Raw genomic sequence first — 19,552 nt, 5'->3', positions numbered from 1 at the left:
AGCGGGGGCGGTACCCGGCCGGGTACCGCCCCCGCTTTCTCAGTCCTCCGAGCCGTCCGGCTCGTCGCCGCCCTCGGACGCGCCCGGCGCCTCCGGCTTCGGGGGCTTGGGCGGACGGGTACGGCCGCTCGGCGTGTCCCGTCGGTACGGCCCGCCCTCCGAACCGTCCGCCGTGGCGTGGCCGCCGGGGCCGCCGACGTCCCGGCGGCGCAGGTACCGCTCGAACTCGCGCGCGATGGCCTCGCCGGACGCCTCCGGCAGCTCGGCGGTGTCGCGGGCCTCCTCCAGCGTCTGCACGTACTCGGCGACCTCGCTGTCCTCGGCCGCCAGCTGGTCCACGCCCGTCTGCCAGGCACGCGCGTCCTCGGGCAGCTCCCCCTGCGGTACACGCAGGTCGAGCAGGTCCTCGAGACGGTTCAGCAGCGCCAGCGTGGCCTTGGGGTTGGGCGGCTGGGAGACGTAGTGCGGCACCGCCGCCCACAGCGACACCGCGGGCACCCCGGCGTGCGTGCACGCCTCCTGGAGCACCCCGACGATGCCCGTCGGGCCCTCGTACTTGGTCTCCTCCAGGTTCATCCGGCGCGCCAGGTCACCGTCCGAGGTGACCCCGCTCACCGGGACCGGGCGGGTGTGCGGGGTGTCGCCGAGCAGCGCGCCCAGGATCACCACCAGCTCCACGCCGAGTTCGTGGGCGAAGCCCAGCAGTTCGTTGCAGAACGAGCGCCAGCGCATCGACGGCTCGATGCCGCGCACCAGCACCAGGTCACGGGGCTTGTCCCCGCCGACGCGGACCACCGACAGCCGGGTCGTCGGCCAGGTGATCTTGCGTACGCCGCCTTCCATGAAGACCGTGGGGCGGTTCACCTGGAAGTCGTAGTAGTCCTCGGCGTCCAGCGCCGCGAACACCTCGCCCTTCCACTCGCGTTCCAGATGCGCGACCGCCGTGGAGGCGGCGTCACCGGCATCGTTCCAGCCCTCGAACGCGGCCACCATGACTGGGTCGATCAGCTCGCGAACACCCTCCAGCTCGATCACCCAGTGCCTCCTTCCGACGTGCTCTCGCCTGACCACCCAACCTTACGGCGTCCTACGGGAGCCTCAGCAGCCCCCTCACAAGGGGCTGAACGGATCACTGCCCCGAACCCCGGCCCCGAACACCCCGCGGCGGGGCCTGCTCCCAGGCGCCGTCCACCGGACCGCCCTGGCCCCGCACCCCGGCCCCGCCGCCCGCCAGGTGCGACTGGAGCCGCAGGTGCCGGAACTCGAAGCACGCGCCCGACCTGCGCAGCACACCCCGCCGGTGGGCGTCCTCCGGGAACGCCATCAGCCGTCACGGCAGCCGCCCGGTCACCGCCAGCCACACCCGCGCCACCGCGAACCGCCCCCAGGCACTCAGCGCCAGCGCGGCCGCGCCCAGCGGCAGCCACAGCCGGGTCCCGACATGCGCCAGGCCGCCCCGGTCGCCGGGCAGCACCATCACCGGCACACAGGACCCCCGCGAGCGCGGCACCGCACGCCCCGAGGCCGAGGCGCCGCCGCGTCCGCGCCGCGTGCCATCCGCCTCGCATATGACCGCTCCCCGCACCTGGGCCACGCCCCGCTCTGCTCTCGCCGGTCCCACTGCCGCCGGGTCCAGTGTTGTCGGAAAGATCCGTTTTAACCGTAGACGGGGTGGTAAACGCACACTTTGAAACACGTTCGAGGGAGCGCGCGGGAGTGTTCGGGGGCGGATGGAGGCGCGGACACGCGCGAGGGGCGGTTCCGCCGACACGGAACCGCCCCCGGGACGCGTCTGTCACTGCTTCTTGTCGAGCACCTCACGCACCTGCGCGCGCACCTCGTCCGTGGCCAGGCCGCGGATGGTGAGCGTGGTGCGGCGGCGCAGCACGTCGTCCGGGGTCTCGGCCCACTCGTGGTCGCGGGCCCAGACCACCTGCGCCCAGATCTCCGGCGCGTCGGGGTGGACCCGCTCGGCCAGCTCCGGGTGCTCGTTGGCCAGGCGGGCGATGTCGAAGGCCAGCGAGCCGTAGTGGGTGGCCAGGTGGCGGGCGGTGTCGGCGCCCATGCGCGGACCGGGCGCCGGACGGTCCACCAGCAGCCGGTGCTCGACCGCGCGCGGGTTGGCCACACCGGGCAGCGGCAGCCGCTTGGGCAGCTCCGACACCGGCTCGAAGTCGTCACCGAGCGGGCGGCCCGGCAGCCCCTCCAGCTTCTTCAGCACGGTCCGTCCGATGTGCCGGAACGTCGTCCACTTGCCGCCCGCCACCGAGAGCATCCCGCCCGGACCCTCGGTGACCACGGTCTCCCGCTTGGCCTTCGCGGTGTCACCGGGCCCGCCCGGCAGCACCCGCAGCCCGGCGAAGGAGTAGGTGATCAGATCCCGCTGGAGCTGCTGGTCCCGGACGGAGAACGCGGCCTCGTCCAGGATCTGGGATATGTCCGACTCGGTGACCGACACGTCCGCCGGGTCGCCCTCGTACACCTCGTCGGTGGTGCCGAGCAGCAGCATGTCCTCCCAGGGCAGGGCGAAGGTGATGCGGTACTTGTCGATCGGGGTGGCCAGCGCCGCCTTCCAGGGGGCGGTGCGCTTCAGGACCAGGTGCGCGCCCTTGGACAGGCGGATCGAGGGGGCCGCGTGCGGGTCCTCCATCCGGCGCAGGTGGTCCACCCAGGGGCCGGTCGCGTTCAGCACCAGACGGGCGTCGACGCCGAACTCCTCGCCGGTGAGCCGGTCCTTCAGCTCGGCGCCGGTGACCCGGCCGCGCGTGGTGCGCAGCCCGGTGACCTCGGCGTGGTTCAGCACGACCGTGCCCGCGTCGACGGCCGCGCGGACCGTCATCAGCGCCATGCGGGCGTCGTTCATCTGGTCGTCGCCGTACACGGCCACGGCCTTCAGGTTGTCGGTACGCAGCTCGGGCACGTCCTGCGCGGCCTTGGCCGGCGAGAGCAGGTGCCCCACGCCGTCGCCGAACGCGGAGAGCGCGGAGTAGGCGAACACGCCCGCGCCGAGCTTGGCCGCGCTGTGCGGGCCGCCCTTGTACACCGGGAGGTAGAAGGTGAGCGGGTTCGCCAGGTGGGGGGCCACCTGGCGGGAGACCGCGCGCCGCTCGAAGTGGTTCTCCGCGACCAGCTTCACCGCGCCGGTCTGGAGGTAGCGGAGCCCGCCGTGGAGCAGCTTGGAGGAGGCGGACGAGGTGGCTCCGGCGAAGTCGCCGGCGTCGACCAGCGCCACCCTGAGCCCGGACTGCGCGGCGTGCCAGGCGGTGGAGATGCCCAGGATGCCGCCGCCGATCACAAGGAGGTCGTACGACGCCCGCGCGAGCTGCTCCCGGGTCTCGGCGCGGCTCGGGTTGGAGCCGGAGGCCGGGTGCGTGCCCAGGGCAGGTACGGACTGCAGGGTGGTGGGACTGGTCATGTCGGGTACTTCACTCCTCGTCGGAGCCGGACCTAGGGGGTCAGCTCTCGTCCTCGAGCCAGCCCATGGACCGTTCGACGGCCTTGAGCCAGTTCTTGTACTCACGGTCGCGGGTCTCCGCGTCCATGCGGGGGGTCCACTCGGCGGCCCGGCGCCAGTTGGCGCGCAGCTCGTCCGTGCCGGACCAGAAGCCGACGGCGAGGCCGGCGGCGTAGGCGGCACCGAGACAGGTGGTCTCGGCGACCATCGGGCGCACCACGGGGGCGTCGAGCACGTCCGCGAGCTGCTGCATCAGCAGGTTGTTCGCGGTCATGCCGCCGTCCACCTTGAGCGTGGTCAGCTCGACCCCGGAGTCCTTCGTCATGGCGTCCGCGATCTCCCGCGTCTGCCAGGCGGTGGCCTCCAGGACGGCGCGCGCGAGGTGCGCCTTGGTGACGTACCGGGTCAGGCCGGCGATCACACCGCGCGCGTCGGAGCGCCAGTGCGGGGCGAACAGACCGGAGAAGGCCGGTACGAAGTAGGCGCCGCCGTTGTCCTCGACCGAGAGCGCGAGGGTCTCGATCTCGGCGGCGGTGGAGATGAGGCCCATCTGGTCGCGCATCCACTGCACCAGCGAGCCGGTGACGGCGATGGAGCCCTCCAGGGCGTACACGGTCGGCTTGTCGCCGATCTTGTAGCCGACGGTGGTGAGCAGGCCGGCGTAGGAGTTGATGATCTTCTCGCCGGTGTTCATCACCATGAAGGTGCCGGTGCCGTAGGTCGACTTGGTCTCGCCCTCGGAGAAGCAGGTCTGGCCGAACAGGGCCGCCTGCTGGTCGCCGAGCGCGGAGGCGACGGGGGTGCCGCCGAGCAGGTCGCCGAGGCTGCCGCCGGTGATCTCGCCGTAGACCTCGGCGGAGGAGCGGATCTCGGGGAGCATCTGCTCCGGCACCCCGATGGACTCGCAGATCTTCTTGTCCCACTCCATGGTGTGCAGGTTCATCAGCATGGTGCGCGAGGCGTTGGTGACGTCGGTGACGTGCTTGCCGCCGTCGGCACCGCCGGTCAGGTTCCAGATGACCCAGCTGTCCATGGTGCCGAAGAGGATGTCCCCGGCCTCGGCGCGCTCCCGCAGACCCTCCACGTTGTCCAGCAGCCAGCGGGCCTTGGGGCCGGCGAAGTAGGACGCCAGCGGCAGGCCGGTCTCGCGGCGGAAGCGGTCCTGGCCGACGTTGCGGCCCAGCTCGCGGCAGAGGGCGTCGGTACGGGTGTCCTGCCAGACGATGGCGTTGTGGACGGGCTCACCGGTGTTCTTGTCCCACAGCACGGTCGTCTCGCGCTGGTTGGTGATGCCGATGGCCTTGATGTCGTCCCGCGTGATGTTCGCCTTGGCGATGGCGGAGGCGACGACCTCCTGGACGTTCGTCCAGATCTCGTTCGCGTCGTGTTCGACCCAGCCGGGCTTGGGGAAGATCTGCTCGTGCTCCTTCTGATCGACGGAGACGATGCGGCCGTCCTTGTCGAAGACGATGCAGCGCGAGGAGGTCGTGCCCTGGTCGATCGCCGCGATGAAGGGGCCTGCGGTGTGGGCGTCGGTCACTTTGTGCTCCTGGGAGATCCGAGGTGAGGTGGCGGTGTGTACGGCGCTTACTCGAATGATCGGTGCTTTTCGCGCAAATCGTTACTCATCAAGCAAAAGCGACGTTGTAGAGGCCCGCAGCGATCGCGCCGCCGATCAGCGGCCCGACCACCGGCACCCATGCGTAGCTCCAGTCCGAACCGCCCTTGTTGGGCAGCGGCAGCAGCGCGTGCACGATGCGCGGTCCCAGGTCACGTGCCGGGTTGATCGCGTACCCCGTCGGACCGCCGAGCGACAGGCCGATCGAGACGACCACCAGGGCCGTGATCAGCGCGCCCACCGGGCCCAGGCCGTTGCCCTCGTTGTTCAGGCCCTGCGTGAGGACCGCCAGCACCAGCACGATCGTGCCGATGATCTCCGTCAGAAGGTTCTGCACCGCGTTCCGGATCTCCGGACCGGTGGAGAAGATGCCCAGTACCGGGCCCGCGGCCGCCTCCTCGGCCTCGACCGCCTTGACCGTGTCCTGCGCGCCGGGCCCGCCGACGATCTCCTGGTCGGTCAGGTGGGCGCGGAACTGGCCCAGGTAGGCCACCCAGACCAGCGTGGCGCCGATCATCGCGCCCAGCAACTGGCCGCCCCAGTACGCGGGAAGCGTGTCGAAGTCGTGGTCCTTGATCGCCAGCGCGAGGGTCACGGCCGGATTGAGATGCGCGCCGGAGAGGGGCGCCGAGGTGTAGACGGCCGTCAGAACGGCGAAACCCCACCCGAAGGCGATGGCCAGCCATCCGGCGCCGCGCGCCTTGGACGCCTTCAGTGTCACGGCGGCACACACACCGCCGCCGAGCAGGATGAGAACGGCGGTACCTATGGTCTCGCCGATGAAGATGTCGGAGCTGGACACCCGCGACTCCTTTGTCATTGGTCCAGGGAAACCCGGCCCTTGGCGCTGCCCCACCCTAACGCGTAATACCGATAGGTGTTCGACAATGCCGACCGATGGACGGGAGTCTCGCTTTCGGCGCGCGCACGCGTCAAGAGTTCCGGGGGCGAAAAAAAGCACAGAACGCCGGATCGTTACGGACGGGGGCACAGCAGACCGGCCCTCCGCGGAAGGCCGTGCTCAGAAGCGGGCGGCGCCCAGGTCGCGGGAGACCGCGCGGGCGCAGTCCCGCACCGCCGCGATCAGCTCCGGACGCGGCTCGCCGTCCCGGCACAGCCGCTCCACGGCGCCGGCGATCCCCACCGCGCCCACCGGCATCCGGCGCCGGTCGTGGATCGGCGCGGCGATCGACGCCACGCCCTCCCAGGTCTCCTCCAGGTCGGCCGCGTACCCGCGCGCCCGCGTGAGGTCCAGGACGTGCTCGAACTCCTCCGGCGCGCACACCGTACGGTCGGTGAACGCCTTGCGGGAGGAGTCCAGCGCCTCGCTGTGGGCCACCGGGTCGTAAGCCGAGAGCACCTTGCCGAGCGCCGTGGAGTGCAGGGGCTGCATCGCCCCGATCTCCAGCACCTGACGGCTGTCGTCCGGGCGGAAGACGTGGTGCACGATCAGCACGCCCTGCTGGTGCAGCACGCCCAGGTACACGCTCTCCCCGCTGGAGCGGGCCAGGTCGTCGGTCCACACCAGGGCTCGCGCGCGCAGCTCGTGCACGTCCAGGTAGGTGGTGCCCAGCCGCAGCAGCTCCGCGCCCAGCTGGTAGCGGCCCGAGGCCTCGTCCTGCTCCACGAAGCCCTCGTGCTGGAGGGTGCGCAGGATGCCGTGCGCGGTGCCCTTGGCCAGGCCCAGCGACGAGGCGATGTCGGAGAGGCCGAGCCGCCGCTCGCCGCCCGCGAGCAGGCGCAGCATCGCGGCCGCCCGTTCGAGCGACTGGATGTTCCGTGCCATCGACGTCCTGCCTCCGTCCGCATCGGCCAGCGCCGAGCCATCCCTCACGCGTTCGGCAATGCCGAACATTACCGGTCCGTGTCGATCTCCCGCCAATGAGCAGGGCCAGGCCGGAACACCCGTCGGGTTCCGGCCACCGCACCCACCGGCCGGACTCCGCCATCCGCGTCCGTGTCGTGGACGCCTGTGCCCATCCAAGCCCACTGGCGGTTACTCTGGCGCCGTGCCCCACCCCGGCCCCGGCCGGAGCGGGCGCATAGCCGACAGCCGTCGCATCCAAGGGAGCCCCTTCATGGCCTCGTCGCCGACGTCCCCTTCCGCCGACAGCCGGACCCGTGCGTCCGCGCTCCGTCAGGCCCTCGCCACCCGTGTGGTGGTCGCCGACGGAGCCATGGGCACCATGCTCCAGGCCCAGGAACCCACGCTCGACGACTTCCAGCAGCTCGAGGGCTGCAACGAGATCCTCAACCTCACCCGGCCCGACATCGTGCGCTCCGTGCACGAGGAGTACTTCGCGGTCGGCGTCGACTGCGTCGAGACCAACACCTTCGGCGCGAACCACTCCGCCCTCGGCGAGTACGACATCTCCGAGCGCGTCCACGAACTCTCCGAGTCCGGTGCCCGCATCGCCCGCGAGGTCGCCGACGAGTTCACCGCACGCGACGGCCGCCCCCGCTGGGTTCTCGGCTCCATGGGCCCCGGTACCAAGCTGCCCACCCTCGGCCACGCCCCGTACACCACCCTGCGCGACGCCTATCAGCAGAACGCCGAGGGACTCGTCACCGGCGGCGCCGACGCCCTGCTGATCGAGACCACCCAGGACCTCCTCCAGACCAAGGCCGCCGTCCTCGGCGCCCGGCGGGGCCTGGACGCCCTCGGCATCGACCTGCCGGTCATCGTCTCGGTGACCGTCGAGACCACCGGCACCATGCTGCTCGGCTCCGAGATCGGCGCCGCGCTCACCGCGCTGGAACCCCTCGGCATCGACATGATCGGCCTGAACTGCGCCACCGGCCCCGCCGAGATGAGCGAGCACCTGCGCCACCTCGCCCGCAACGCCCGCATCCCGCTGGCCTGCATGCCCAACGCCGGCCTCCCCGTCCTCGGCAAGGACGGCGCGCACTACCCGCTCACCGCCCCCGAGCTGGCCGACGCCCAGGAGACCTTCGTCCACGAGTACGGCCTCTCGCTGGTCGGCGGCTGCTGCGGCACCACGCCCGAGCACCTGCGCCAGGTCGTCGAGCGGGTCCGCGACCTCACCCCGTCCGAACGGCAGCCGCGGCCCGAGGCGGGCGCCGCCTCGCTCTACCAGTCCGTGCCGTTCCGCCAGGACACCTCCTACCTCGCCATCGGCGAGCGCACCAACGCCAACGGCTCGAAGAAGTTCCGCGAGGCCATGCTGGAGGCCCGCTGGGACGACTGCGTGGAGCTGGCCCGCGAGCAGATCCGCGAGGGCGCGCACATGCTCGACCTCTGCGTGGACTACGTCGGCCGCGACGGCGTCACCGACATGGCCGAACTCGCCGGCCGTCTCGCCACCGCCTCCACCCTGCCGATCGTGCTCGACTCCACCGAGGTCGACGTCATCCAGGCCGGCCTGGAGAAGCTCGGCGGCCGCGCGGTGATCAACTCGGTGAACTACGAGGACGGCGACGGCCCCGACTCCCGCTTCGCCAAGGTCACCCGGCTCGCCCGCGAGCACGGCGCCGCCCTGATCGCGCTCACCATCGACGAGGAGGGCCAGGCCCGCACCCCCCAGAAGAAGGTCGAGATCGCCGAACGGCTCATCGACGACCTCACCGGGAACTGGGGCATCCGCGAGGAGGACATCCTCATCGACACCCTGACCTTCACCATCTGCACCGGTCAGGAGGAGTCCCGCAAGGACGGCATCGCCACCATCGAGGCCATCCGCGAACTCAAGCGGCGCCACCCGGACGTCCAGACCACGCTCGGCCTCTCCAACATCTCCTTCGGCCTCAACCCGGCCGCCCGCATCCTGCTGAACTCCGTCTTCCTCGACGAATGCGTCAAGGCGGGCCTGGACTCGGCCATCGTGCACGCCTCCAAGATCCTGCCCATCGCCCGCTTCAGCGAGGAGGAGGTGCAGACCGCCCTCGACCTCATCCACGACCGCCGCGCCGAGGGCTACGACCCGCTGCAGAAGCTGATGGCGCTCTTCGAGGGCGCCACCGCGAAGTCGCTGCGCGCCGGCAAGGCCGAGGAACTGGCCGCGCTGCCCCTGAACGAGCGCCTCAAGCGCCGCATCGTCGACGGCGAGCGCAACGGCCTCGAAGCCGACCTGGACGAGGCCCTCCAGGACCGCCCCGCCCTCGACATCGTCAACGACACCCTCCTCGACGGCATGAAGACCGTCGGTGAACTCTTCGGCTCCGGCCAGATGCAGCTTCCCTTCGTGCTCCAGTCCGCCGAGGTCATGAAGACGGCCGTCGCGCACCTGGAACCGCACATGGAGAAGTCCGACGCCGAGGGCAAGGGCACGATCGTGCTGGCCACCGTGCGCGGCGACGTCCACGACATCGGCAAGAACCTCGTGGACATCATCCTGTCCAACAACGGCTACAACGTCGTCAACCTCGGCATCAAGCAGCCCGTCTCCGCGATCCTGGACGCCGCCGAGGAGCACCGCGCCGACGTCATCGGCATGTCCGGCCTCCTGGTCAAGTCCACGGTGATCATGAAGGAGAACCTGGAGGAGCTGAACCAGCGCGGCATGGCCGCCGACTACCCGGTGATCCTGGGCGGCGCCGCACTCACCCGCGCCTACGTCGAGCAGGACCTCCACGAGATCTACGAGGGCGAGGTCCGCTACGCCCGCGACGCCTTCGAGGGCCTGCGCCTGATGGACGCCCTCATCGGCGTCAAGCGCGGCCTGCCCGGCGCGCAGCTCCCCGAGCTGAAGCAGCGCCGGGCCCGCGCCACCCCCGTCGCCGACCTCCCCGAGGAGACCCCGCAGGAGGGCCACGTCCGCTCCGACGTGCGCACCGACAACCCGGTGCCCACCCCGCCGTTCTGGGGCACCCGTGTGGTCAAGGGCATCCAGCTCAAGGAGTACGCGTCCTGGCTGGACGAGGGCGCCCTCTTCAAGGGCCAGTGGGGGCTCAAGCAGGCCCGCACCGGCGACGGCCCCTCCTACGAGGAGCTGGCCGAGACCGAGGGCCGCCCCCGGCTGCGCGGCCTGCTCGACCGGCTCCAGACGGAGAACCTGCTGGAGGCCGCTGTCGTCCACGGCTACTTCCCCTGCGTCTCCAAGGACGACGACCTGATCATCCTCGACGAGGACGGCAACGAACGCACCCGCTTCACCTTCCCCCGCCAGCGCCGGGGCCGCCGGCTCTGTCTCGCGGACTACTTCCGCCCGGAGGAGTCCGGCGAGCGGGACGTCGTCGGCCTCCAGGTCGTCACCGTCGGCTCCCGCATCGGCGAGGAGACCGCCAAGCTCTTCGAGGCCAACGCCTACCGCGACTACCTGGAACTGCACGGCCTCTCCGTCCAGTTGGCCGAAGCGCTGGCCGAGTACTGGCACGCCCGCGTCCGCGCCGAACTCGGCTTCGCCGGGGAGGACCCCGCCGACATCGAGGACATGTTCGCCCTGAAGTACCGGGGCGCCCGCTTCTCCCTCGGCTACGGCGCCTGCCCCAACCTGGAGGACCGCGCCAAGATCGCGGACCTGCTGCAGCCCGAGCGGATCGGCGTCCACCTCTCCGAGGAGTTCCAGCTCCACCCCGAGCAGTCCACCGACGCCATCGTCATCCACCACCCCGAGGCGAAGTACTTCAACGCCCGCTGACCACGCTGACCAGGCCGGTCGGCGCGACACGCGCACACAACAGGCGCTTCGGGCGCAAGCGACGTATGCTGGTCGGTCCACCGCAGGCCGGTTCCCTCTCAGGGAACCGGCCTGATCGTCCCTCAAGGAGGTGCGCCCGGATGACCAGCACGGTCCCCGCGCTCGGAACCCGTACGGCCGAAGGGTCCGCCCTGCAAGCGGTCCTCCTCGACATGGACGGCACCCTGGTGGACACCGAGGGATTCTGGTGGGACGTCGAGGTCGAGGTCTTCGCCGCCCTCGGGCACACCCTCGACGAGTCCTGGCGGCACGTCGTCGTCGGCGGCCCCATGACCCGCAGCGCCGGCTTCCTCATCGAGGCCACCGGCGCCGCCATCACCCTCGCCGAACTCTCCGTCCTGCTCAACGACGGGTTCGAGGCCCGGATCGGCAGCCATCTCCCGCTGATGCCCGGCGCCGCCCGGCTGCTCGCCGAACTCCACGAGCACGACATCCCGACCGCCCTGGTCTCCGCCTCCCACCGGCGCATCATCGACCGTGTGCTGACCGCGCTCGGCCCGCACCACTTCTCCCTCTCCATCGGCGGCGACGAGGTCTCCCGCACCAAGCCCCACCCCGACCCCTACCTGCTGGCCGCCGCCGGACTCGGCGCCGACCCGGCCCGCTGCGCCGTCATCGAGGACACCGCCACCGGGGTCGCCGCCGCCGAGGCCGCCGGCTGCCACGTGGTCGCCGTGCCCTCCATCGCCCCCATCGTCCCGGCCGAACGGCGCACCGTCGTACCCTCGCTGGAACAGGTCGACCTGTCTTTTCTGCGCGGCCTGATGACGCTCACGCACTAGGCGTTCACCCAGCGTGCGAAAACAATGCTGACCAGGGGCGCAATTCCCCGGAGCTGCGCCCCGGCGGAAATTCCCCGGTCGTCGAACCGGGTGAATTCCGGTATCCTGGACCGCAGTTGACACTGTGACGTTCGCCACTCCAGCCGGTCTCGACAACGTCCCCCGACGTGTGCAGAAAACGGCGCCGAACGCCCCGTCCGCGGGCCCATGTGTCCCGATTGATGGACCGTTGTACGAATCCTGCCGCTGTCGGTTTTTCGGTGCGTCCACACCCGGTTTCACTGCGTGATGAGCCCTCAACTCCGGGGGCCGCGAAGCGCCCTGCGGGCGCGGACTAATGTCGACGCGACAACATCGCAGCAACCCCCGTGACCCGCCGCGCCCATCCGAAGCTTGCCGGTTCACGGAATCGAACAGCTCTGGAGAACGTCCCGCATGAACCGCAAGACTCTGGTGCTGCCGGCAGTGGCCGGCCTGCTCACGCCGGTTCTCGCCGCGTGCGGCGGAACCGACAGTGGGGCCAAGAACGGCGACCCCATCGTCGTCGGCACCACGGACAGGTTCACGGCCACGAGCGACGCCCCCGCGCCCCTCGACCCCGCCTACGCCTACGACGTCGGCACCTGGAACATCCTGCGTCAGACCGTGCAGACGCTGATGACCCAGCCCAAGGGCGAGGGCAGCCCCGTCCCGGAGGCCGCCGAGAGCTGCAGCTTCACCGACACCGGCAACGAGCGCTACGCCTGCAAGCTGCGCAGCGGCCTGAAGTTCGCCTCCGGCGACCCCGTCACCGCCGCCGATGTGAAGTTCTCCATCGACCGCGCCATCAAGCTCGAGGCCGACAGCGGTGTCGCCGCCCTGCTGAACACCATCGACACCGTCGAGACCCAGGGCGACCGCGAGGTCATCTTCCACCTGAAGACGGCCGACGCCACCTTCCCGTTCAAGCTGTCCACCCCGGTCGCGGGCATCGTGAACCCCAAGGACTACGCCAAGGACAAGCTGCGCGACGGCTTCGAGGTCGACGGCTCCGGCCCGTACACCTTCAAGGCGCAGCTCAAGGGCGACGCCATGGTCAGCGCCACGTTCACCAAGAACCCCTCGTACAAGGGCAGTTCCGAGCTGAACAACGACAAGGTGGAGATCCGCTCCTTCGACGACGCCGACGCGATGGGCGCCGCCCTGGACCGCGGCGACATCGACGTCATGAGCCGCACCATGTCGCCGAGCCAGATCCAGAAGCTCGACGGCGGTTCCGACGGGCACGCCGACCTCGTCGACATGCCGGGTCTCGAGATCCGCTACCTCGCCTTCAACACCAACGCGCAGACGGTCAAGGACAAGGCCGTCCGCCAGGCCATCGCCCAGGTCATCAACCGCGGCGAACTGGTCTCCAAGGTCTACGGAACCCAGGCCGAGCCGCTGTACTCCCTGGTGCCCGCCACCCTGACCGGCCACTCCAACTCGTTCTTCAACAAGTACGGCGACCCGAGCGTCGCCAAGGCCAAGCTGCTGCTCGCCAAGGCCGGCGTCACCTCCCCGCTCAAGCTGACGCTGCACTACACCACCGACCACTACGGCTCCGCCACCAAGCAGGAGTTCGAGGTCCTGCAGAAGCAGCTCACCGACAGCGGCCTCTTCGACGTCACCATCCAGGGCCACCCCTGGGCCACCTTCCGCCCCGCGGAGCAGAAGGGCCAGTACGACGTCTACGGCATGGGCTGGTTCCCCGACTTCCCCGACGCCGACAACTTCCTGGCGCCGTTCCTCGACAAGGACAACTTCCTCGGCTCGCCGTACGCCAACAGCACGATCGAGCGGACGCTGATCCCCGAGTCCCGCCGCGAGGCCGACCGCCTCGACGCCGCCAAGAGCCTCACCGAGATCCAGGACACCGTCGCCGAGGACGTCCCCGTGCTGCCGCTGTGGCAGGGCAAGCAGTACGTCGCCGCACGGGACGACATCACGGGCACCTCGTACGCCCTGAACTCCTCGTCGACGCTTCAGCTGTGGGAGCTCGGCCGTGGTGTGAGCGGCTGACGTCTCCCGTACCCGGAGCCGCGACGGCGGCTCCGGGCCACGAACCGACGACAAGGCACTGCTGTGAAGATGAGCACCCAGTGGCCGGTCCTGCCCGTAGTGGCGGGGCTGGCCTGCGGCCTGTTGACCGGCTGCGGCTCCGGGACCGACGATGCCGAGGGCACCGGTCAGGCCATGGTGATGGGGATGTCCGACGACGTCCTGGCGACCGACCCGGCATCGGGCTACGACCCCGGCTCCTGGCTGCTGTTCAACAACGTCTTCCAGTCGCTGCTCAGCTTCCCCAACGGCGGCACCCAGCCCCAGCCCGAACTCGCCAAGTCCTGCGTCTTCGGTGACACCCGGGCCACCCTCTTCAGGTGCGAACTCAAGCCCGGCCTGAAGTTCAGCAACGGCGACTCCCTCACCTCCGAGGACGTCAAGTTCTCTTTCGACCGCCTGCTGAAGATCAACGACCCCGCCGGTCCTGCTGTCATGTTCCCGACGCTGGAGCGGGTCGAGACACCCGACGCCAAGACGGTCGTCTTCCACCTCAACGCCCCCGACGCGACCTTCCCCAGCAAGATCGCCTCCGGCGCCGGCTCCATCGTCGACCACCGCCAGTACGACGCCGGCGCCCTGCGCACCGACAAGAAGGCCATCGGCTCCGGCCCCTACAAGCTCGACTCCTTCGACAAGGGCCGGGCTGTCTTCTCGGTCAACTCCCACTACCGGGGCACCGCCGACATCAAGAACTCCGGCGTCACCCTCAAGTTCTTCCACGGCGACCAGAAGGCCCTGAAGAAGGCCCTCCTCGGCGGCGACATCGACATCGCCTACCGCGGCCTGAGTGCCACCGACATCACCGACATCGACGCCCAGGAAGGCACCAAGGGCATCGACGTCATCGAGGGCAGCAGCGCCGAGGTCCAGCACCTCGTCTTCAACATGAAGGACCCCGTCGCCGGAAAGCTCGGCGTACGCAAGGCCATCGCCCACCTGCTCGACCGCGACGCCCTCATCCACAACGTCTACCAGGGCACCGCCACCCCGCTGTACTCGATCATCCCGGCCGGCATCATCGGCCACAACACCGCCTTCTTCGACACCTACGGCGCCCGCCCCTCCAGAACCAAGGCCGCCCAGGACCTGCACGCCGACGGCATCACCGGCAAGGTCAGGCTGACCCTCTGGTCCACCCCCGCCCGCTACGGCCCCGCCACCGACGCCGAACTCCGCGCCGTCGCCGGACAGCTCAACGCCAGCGGCCTCTTCGAAGCCGACGTCAAGTCCGTCCCCTTCGGCCAGTACGAGAAGGACATCGCCGCCGGCAAGTACGGCGTCTACGTCAAGGGCTGGGTGCCCGACTACCCGGACGCCGACAACTTCACCGCGCCCTTCTTCGGCAAGGGCAACGTGCTCTCCAACCACTACGACAACAGCCGCCTCACCGGCACCCTGCTCCCGGCCACCGCCGCCCAGAGCGACCGCGCGGCCACCGACAAGGACTTCGCGCAGGTCCAGGACATCGTCGCCGACGAACTGCCCATCCTCCCCGTCTGGCAGGCCAAGCAGTACGCCGTCGTCCGGGACGGCGTCTACGGCCTCGAGTACTGCCTCGACGCCTCCACCGTCTTCCGCTTCTGGGAGCTCAGCAAGAGCTGAACCCCCGCCAGGGAACACCGAGGGCGCCCCTCCCACAGGAAGGGCGCCCTCGAAGCCGTGTCTACTGCGCGCCCGGCCGCACCAGACCGCTCTCATAGGCGTACACCGCCGCCTGCACCCGGTCCCTCAGGCCCAGCTTCGTCAGCACATGCCCCACATGGGTCTTCACCGTCGTCTCGCTCACGAACAGATCCGCCGCGATCTCCGCGTTCGACAGCCCCCGCGCCACCAGCTTCAGCACCTCCACCTCACGGTCCGTCAGCGTGTGCAGCGTGCTCGGCGCCGGCTCCTCGCCCGACGGCAGATGCGTCGCGTACTTGTCCAGCAGCCGCCGCGTGATGCTCGGCGCCAGCATCGCCTCGCCCGCCGCCACCACCCGGATCGCCTGCACCAGCTCGTCCGCCGGAGCGTCCTTCAGCAGGAACCCGCTCGCCCCCGCCCGGAGCGCCTCCACCACGTACTCGTCCAGATCGAACGTCGTCAGCACCAGCACCTTCGCCGGACCGTCCCGCTCCGGCCCCGTGATCTGCCGGGTCGCCTCCACCCCGTCCATCCGGGGCATCCGGATGTCCATCAGCACGACATCCGGCTGCAGCGCACGCACCTGATCGAGCGCCTGCAGACCGTCACCGGCCTCACCGACGACCGCCAGGTCCGGCTCCGCCTCCAGAATCATCCGGAACCCGGTACGCAACAGCGGCTGGTCATCGACCAAAAGGACGCGGATGGCCACCTGAGAACTCCTTCGCTAGACCGGCCCCATTCTGCCCGCGCCCTGCGCGCCCGACTCCGCCGCCCTCACGGCGAGCGGATACGGCGGGGGAGTACCCCCGAACTCCGGACACACCGCCTGGTGATCGCACCAGCCGCACAGCTTCGTCGGCCGCGGCCGCCACACCCCCGACTCCGTCGCCTCCCGGATCGCCGCCCACAACGCCAGCAGCTTCCGCTCCACCCGCTCCAGATCCGCCGGGACCGGGTCGTACGTCAGCACATCACCACTGCCGAGATACACCAGCTGCAGCCGGCGCGGCACCACCCGCTTCAGCCGCCACACCACCAGCGCGTAGAACTTCATCTGGAACAGCGCGTCCTCCGCGTACTCCGGGCGCGGCGCCTTCCCCGTCTTGTAGTCGACGATGCGCACCTCACCCGTCGGCGCCACATCCACCCGGTCGATGATCCCGCGCAGCCGCAGCCCCGAATCCAGCTCCGTCTCCACGAACATCTCGCGCTCGGCCGGCTCCAGCCGCGTCGGGTCCTCCAGCGAGAACCAGCGCTCCACCAGCCGCTCCGCCTCACCCAGCCAGCGCGCCAGCCGCTCGCCCTCCGGATCACCCTCGAACAGCTCCGAGACCTCCGGCCGGCTCTCCCGCAGCCGGTCCCACTGCGCCGGGATCAACGACTTCGCCGCCGGCGCCGTACGCTCCGCGGCCGGCGCGTCGAACAGCCGCTCCAGCACCGCGTGCACCAGCGTGCCCCGCGTCGCAGCCTCACTCGGCTTCTCCGGCAGCCGGTCGATCACCCGGAACCGGTACAGCAACGGGCACCGCATGAAATCGCTCGCCCGCGACGGAGACAGCGACGACGGCGCCACGGCGACCCGCGCGACACCCTCCGCGCCGCCCTCGCCACCCGAAACGCCCTCGGGGGCACTCTCCACACCGCTGCTCTCCATGACCCAAGACCATACGGCCCGGCACCGACAGCGACCCAGCCGCGCACCTCACGCCCCCTCCACACCAGGGTGCCGGAGCGGACCGCGCCACCCGGGCCGCATACCATCGACCCGAGACCCTTCCGCCCGGCCACGCGCGGAAGACGCTTCGAACGATGGGGACACCGTGGACGTGACCGGCGGGAACGGGCAGCCGCAGCCGGACGAGAACCACCCGGCCGACCACCCCCCAGCGCCTCCCACCCCGAACCCGGAACACGACCCCGGCCACGAGTCCGCACGCGATCAGGGTCATCCCGGCAAGCCCGGACCCGACGGCACCGCCGACCGTACCGAGCACGAGCACCGCTCCCTCGCCCACGCCGGCATCGCCCGCACCGACCCGCCCCCCGAGCGCCCCAAGGAACCCGGCGGCGGCATCCTCATGGGCCGCCCCTTCGGCGTACCCGTCTACGTCGCCCCGAGCTGGTTCCTCGTCGCCGCCCTCATCACCTGGGTCTTCGGCGGCCAGCTCGACCGCGTCCTGCCCGAACTCGGCGCCCTGCGCTACCTCGTCTCCCTCTTCTTCGCGGTCGCCTTCTACGCCTCCGTCCTCGTCCACGAACTCGCGCACACCCTCGCCGCCCTCCGCTTCAAACTCCCCGTCCGCCGCATCCAGCTCCAGTTCTTCGGCGGCGTCTCCGAGATCGAGAAGGAAGCGGAGACACCGGGCCGCGAATTCGTCCTCGCCTTCGTCGGGCCCCTGCTGTCCCTCGCCCTCGCCGGACTCTTCTACCTCGCCCTCAAACCCGTCGAACCCGGCACCGTACCCGGCGTCCTCCTCGCCGGGCTGATGATCTCCAACCTGATCGTCGCCATCTTCAACCTGCTGCCCGGCCTCCCGCTCGACGGCGGCCGCATGCTCCGCGCCGTCGTCTGGAAGATCACCGGCCGCCCCATGACCGGCACCGTCGCCGCCGCCTGGGTCGGCCGCGCCCTCGCCGTCTCCGTCCTCATCGGACTGCCCCTGCTCAACCAGTCCGGCTCCCTCGGCGGCGACCGGGACGTCAGCGGCATGGACACCGTCACCGACGCCCTGCTCGCCGCGATCCTCGCCGCCATCATCTGGACCGGCGCCGGCAACAGCCTCCGCATGGCCCGGCTGCGCGAACACCTCCCCGACCTCCGCGCCCGCACCCTCACCCGCCGGGCCGTCCCCGTCCAGAGCGACACCCCCCTCTCCGAGGGCCTGCGCCGCGCCAACGCCGCCGGCGCCCGCGCCCTCGTCGTCGTCGACGCCGACGGCACCCCCCTCTCCCTCGTCCGCGAGGCCGCCATCGTCGGCGTCCCCGAACACCGCCGCCCCTGGGTGCCCGTCAGCGAACTGGCCCAGGACCTCACCGACGGCATGCGCGTCTCCGCCGAACTCTCCGGCGAGGAACTCCTGGACACCCTCCGCGCCACCCCCGCGACCGAGTACCTGGTCGTCGAGAACACCGGCGAGATCTACGGCGTCCTCTCGGCGGCCGACGTGGAGCGCGCCTTCGTGAAGGCCATGGCTCGACCCTCCTAGCGGTACCAGGGAGCGTGGTCGGCGCCCCCTTCTCCTGCCGGTAGGCTGGTCACATGTCCGAACCGACCGGTGCCGCCCGCAGGCGCGGGCCCTTCAAGGTCGGGGACCAGGTTCAGCTGACCGACCCCAAGGGCCGCCACTACACGTTCACGCTCGAAGCCGGGAAGAACTTCCACACCCACAAGGGCTCCTTCCCGCACGACGAACTGATCGGCGCTCCCGAGGGCAGCGTTGTCCGCACCACCGGCAACGTCGCCTACCTCGCGCTGCGCCCCCTGCTCCCCGACTACGTCCTGTCCATGCCCCGCGGCGCCGCCGTGGTCTACCCCAAGGACGCGGGGCAGATCCTGGCCTTCGCCGACATCTTCCCCGGCGCCCGCGTCGTCGAAGCGGGCGTGGGCTCCGGCTCGCTGAGCAGCTTCCTGCTGCGCGCCATCGGCGACCAGGGCATGCTGCACTCCTACGAGCGCCGCGAGGACTTCGCCGAGATCGCCAAGCAGAACGTCGAGCGCTACTTCGGCGGCGAACACCCCGCCTGGCAGCTCACCGTCGGCGACCTCCAGGACAACCTGTCCGACACCGACGTCGACCGCGTCATCCTCGACATGCTCGCCCCCTGGGAATGCCTTGAGGCCGTCTCCAAGGCCCTCGTCCCCGGCGGCATCCTCTGCGCCTACGTCGCCACCACCACCCAGCTCGCCCGGACCGTCGAGTCCATCCGCGAGATCGGCTGCTTCAACGAGCCGACCGCCTGGGAGACGATGATCCGCAACTGGCACATCGAGGGCCTGGCCGTCCGCCCGGACCACCGCATGATCGGCCACACCGGCTTCCTGCTCACCGCCCGCCGCCTCGCCGACGGCGTCGAGCCGCCCATGCGCCGCCGCCGCCCCGCCAAGGGCGCCTACGGCGAGGACTACGCCGGCCCCAACGCCGACGGCGGCGCGGGCCGCTGACCCGCACCCACCCCGCACCACACCAGGGCGCCGTGCCCCCACCTCCCGCCACGGGAACCAGGGGCACGGCGCCCTCGCGTTTCCCCCTCGCAGACGACGTGCGAAAGACACCCCCGCACCCCGCCGGATCCGCACCCGCCCCCGCCGTTCCCACCCACCGTGACGTGTGAC

Annotated in this window: 15 protein-coding genes; 6 read left to right on the top strand and 9 right to left on the bottom strand. The window is 70.7% G+C overall.

The features are described 5' to 3' along the window. Window positions 1-39 precede the first annotated feature (39 nt). The 7 genes from GT030_RS07665 to GT030_RS07640 all read right to left on the bottom strand — a co-directional run bounded on the left by GT030_RS07665 (window position 40) and on the right by GT030_RS07640 (window position 6,858). The gene (locus tag GT030_RS07665; protein WP_161200429.1) at window positions 40-1,035 is read right to left on the bottom strand and encodes a PAC2 family protein; all 996 of its coding nucleotides are present in this window, start codon (window positions 1,033-1,035) and stop codon (window positions 40-42) included. 94 nt (window positions 1,036-1,129) lie between these two features. Then, window positions 1,130-1,324 (bottom strand): hypothetical protein, encoded by a 195-nt coding sequence (locus GT030_RS35515; protein ID WP_202459813.1) that lies wholly within the window; start codon window positions 1,322-1,324, stop codon window positions 1,130-1,132. Between the two features lie 6 nt (window positions 1,325-1,330). Next, window positions 1,331-1,486: a hypothetical protein gene (locus tag GT030_RS35510; protein WP_202459812.1), complete on the bottom strand. Its 156-nt coding sequence runs from the start codon at window positions 1,484-1,486 to the stop codon at window positions 1,331-1,333. Between the two features lie 309 nt (window positions 1,487-1,795). Next, entirely contained in the window at window positions 1,796-3,415 is a 1,620-nt protein-coding gene (locus GT030_RS07655; protein WP_161200428.1) for a glycerol-3-phosphate dehydrogenase/oxidase, read from the bottom strand. 40 nt (window positions 3,416-3,455) lie between these two features. Beyond that, a complete protein-coding gene (gene glpK, locus GT030_RS07650; RefSeq protein ID WP_161200427.1) occupies window positions 3,456-4,994 on the bottom strand; it encodes a glycerol kinase GlpK in 1,539 nt (512 codons plus the stop codon). 88 nt (window positions 4,995-5,082) lie between these two features. Then, complete coding sequence (locus GT030_RS07645; protein ID WP_161200426.1) at window positions 5,083-5,874, bottom strand: MIP/aquaporin family protein; 792 nt, start codon at window positions 5,872-5,874, stop codon at window positions 5,083-5,085. A 219-nt stretch (window positions 5,875-6,093) separates the two neighbouring features. Further along, a complete protein-coding gene (locus tag GT030_RS07640) occupies window positions 6,094-6,858 on the bottom strand; it encodes an IclR family transcriptional regulator (protein WP_161200425.1) in 765 nt (254 codons plus the stop codon). Between the two features lie 292 nt (window positions 6,859-7,150). On the opposite strand from GT030_RS07640, the gene metH reads away from it, so the two are divergent. The 4 genes from metH (at window position 7,151) to GT030_RS07620 (ending at window position 15,195) form a co-directional block, all read left to right on the top strand. Continuing rightward, entirely contained in the window at window positions 7,151-10,669 is a 3,519-nt protein-coding gene (gene metH / locus GT030_RS07635) for a methionine synthase (protein ID WP_161200424.1), read from the top strand. 140 nt (window positions 10,670-10,809) lie between these two features. Beyond that, window positions 10,810-11,511 (top strand): HAD family phosphatase, encoded by a 702-nt coding sequence (locus tag GT030_RS07630; protein WP_161200423.1) that lies wholly within the window; start codon window positions 10,810-10,812, stop codon window positions 11,509-11,511. A 435-nt stretch (window positions 11,512-11,946) separates the two neighbouring features. Next, window positions 11,947-13,551 (top strand): ABC transporter substrate-binding protein, encoded by a 1,605-nt coding sequence (locus tag GT030_RS07625; RefSeq protein WP_161200422.1) that lies wholly within the window; start codon window positions 11,947-11,949, stop codon window positions 13,549-13,551. Between the two features lie 63 nt (window positions 13,552-13,614). Next, window positions 13,615-15,195, top strand: a complete 1,581-nt coding sequence (locus GT030_RS07620) for an ABC transporter substrate-binding protein (RefSeq protein ID WP_161200421.1) — start codon at window positions 13,615-13,617, stop codon at window positions 15,193-15,195. Between the two features lie 61 nt (window positions 15,196-15,256). On the opposite strand, the gene GT030_RS07615 is transcribed toward GT030_RS07620, so the two are convergent. After that, window positions 15,257-15,928: a response regulator transcription factor gene (locus GT030_RS07615; RefSeq protein WP_030812688.1), complete on the bottom strand. Its 672-nt coding sequence runs from the start codon at window positions 15,926-15,928 to the stop codon at window positions 15,257-15,259. Between the two features lie 15 nt (window positions 15,929-15,943). Further along, window positions 15,944-16,750, bottom strand: coding sequence for a PD-(D/E)XK nuclease family protein (locus GT030_RS07610; RefSeq protein ID WP_237522251.1), 807 nt, complete (start codon window positions 16,748-16,750; stop codon window positions 15,944-15,946). A gap of 289 nt (window positions 16,751-17,039) precedes the next feature. Between GT030_RS07610 and GT030_RS37065 the strand changes: the two genes are divergently transcribed. After that, complete coding sequence (locus GT030_RS37065; RefSeq protein WP_161200419.1) at window positions 17,040-18,425, top strand: site-2 protease family protein; 1,386 nt, start codon at window positions 17,040-17,042, stop codon at window positions 18,423-18,425. A gap of 53 nt (window positions 18,426-18,478) precedes the next feature. Beyond that, entirely contained in the window at window positions 18,479-19,381 is a 903-nt protein-coding gene (locus GT030_RS07600; RefSeq protein WP_030812697.1) for a tRNA (adenine-N1)-methyltransferase, read from the top strand. Window positions 19,382-19,552 lie beyond the last annotated feature (171 nt).

The sequence above is a fragment of the Streptomyces sp. SID1328 genome, assembly GCF_009865595.1.
Classification (GTDB): Bacteria; Actinomycetota; Actinomycetes; order Streptomycetales; family Streptomycetaceae; genus Streptomyces; species Streptomyces griseoluteus.
This window is presented reverse-complemented; position numbering and strand designations above follow the sequence as displayed.

Excerpts from the sequence above, each read along its gene's own strand:
- GT030_RS07630 (WP_161200423.1), top strand. The coding sequence starts at position 10,810 with ATGACCAGCACGGTCCCCGCGCTCGGAACCCGTACGGCCGAAGGGTCC.
- GT030_RS07600 (WP_030812697.1), top strand. The coding sequence starts at position 18,479 with ATGTCCGAACCGACCGGTGCCGCCCGCAGGCGCGGGCCCTTCAAGGTC.
- GT030_RS07655 (WP_161200428.1), bottom strand. The coding sequence starts at position 3,415 with ATGACCAGTCCCACCACCCTGCAGTCCGTACCTGCCCTGGGCACGCAC.
- metH (WP_161200424.1), top strand. The coding sequence starts at position 7,151 with ATGGCCTCGTCGCCGACGTCCCCTTCCGCCGACAGCCGGACCCGTGCG.
- GT030_RS07610 (WP_237522251.1), bottom strand. The coding sequence starts at position 16,750 with ATGCGGTGCCCGTTGCTGTACCGGTTCCGGGTGATCGACCGGCTGCCG.
- GT030_RS07640 (WP_161200425.1), bottom strand. The coding sequence starts at position 6,858 with ATGGCACGGAACATCCAGTCGCTCGAACGGGCGGCCGCGATGCTGCGC.
- GT030_RS07625 (WP_161200422.1), top strand. The coding sequence starts at position 11,947 with ATGAACCGCAAGACTCTGGTGCTGCCGGCAGTGGCCGGCCTGCTCACG.
- GT030_RS35515 (WP_202459813.1), bottom strand. The coding sequence starts at position 1,324 with ATGGCGTTCCCGGAGGACGCCCACCGGCGGGGTGTGCTGCGCAGGTCG.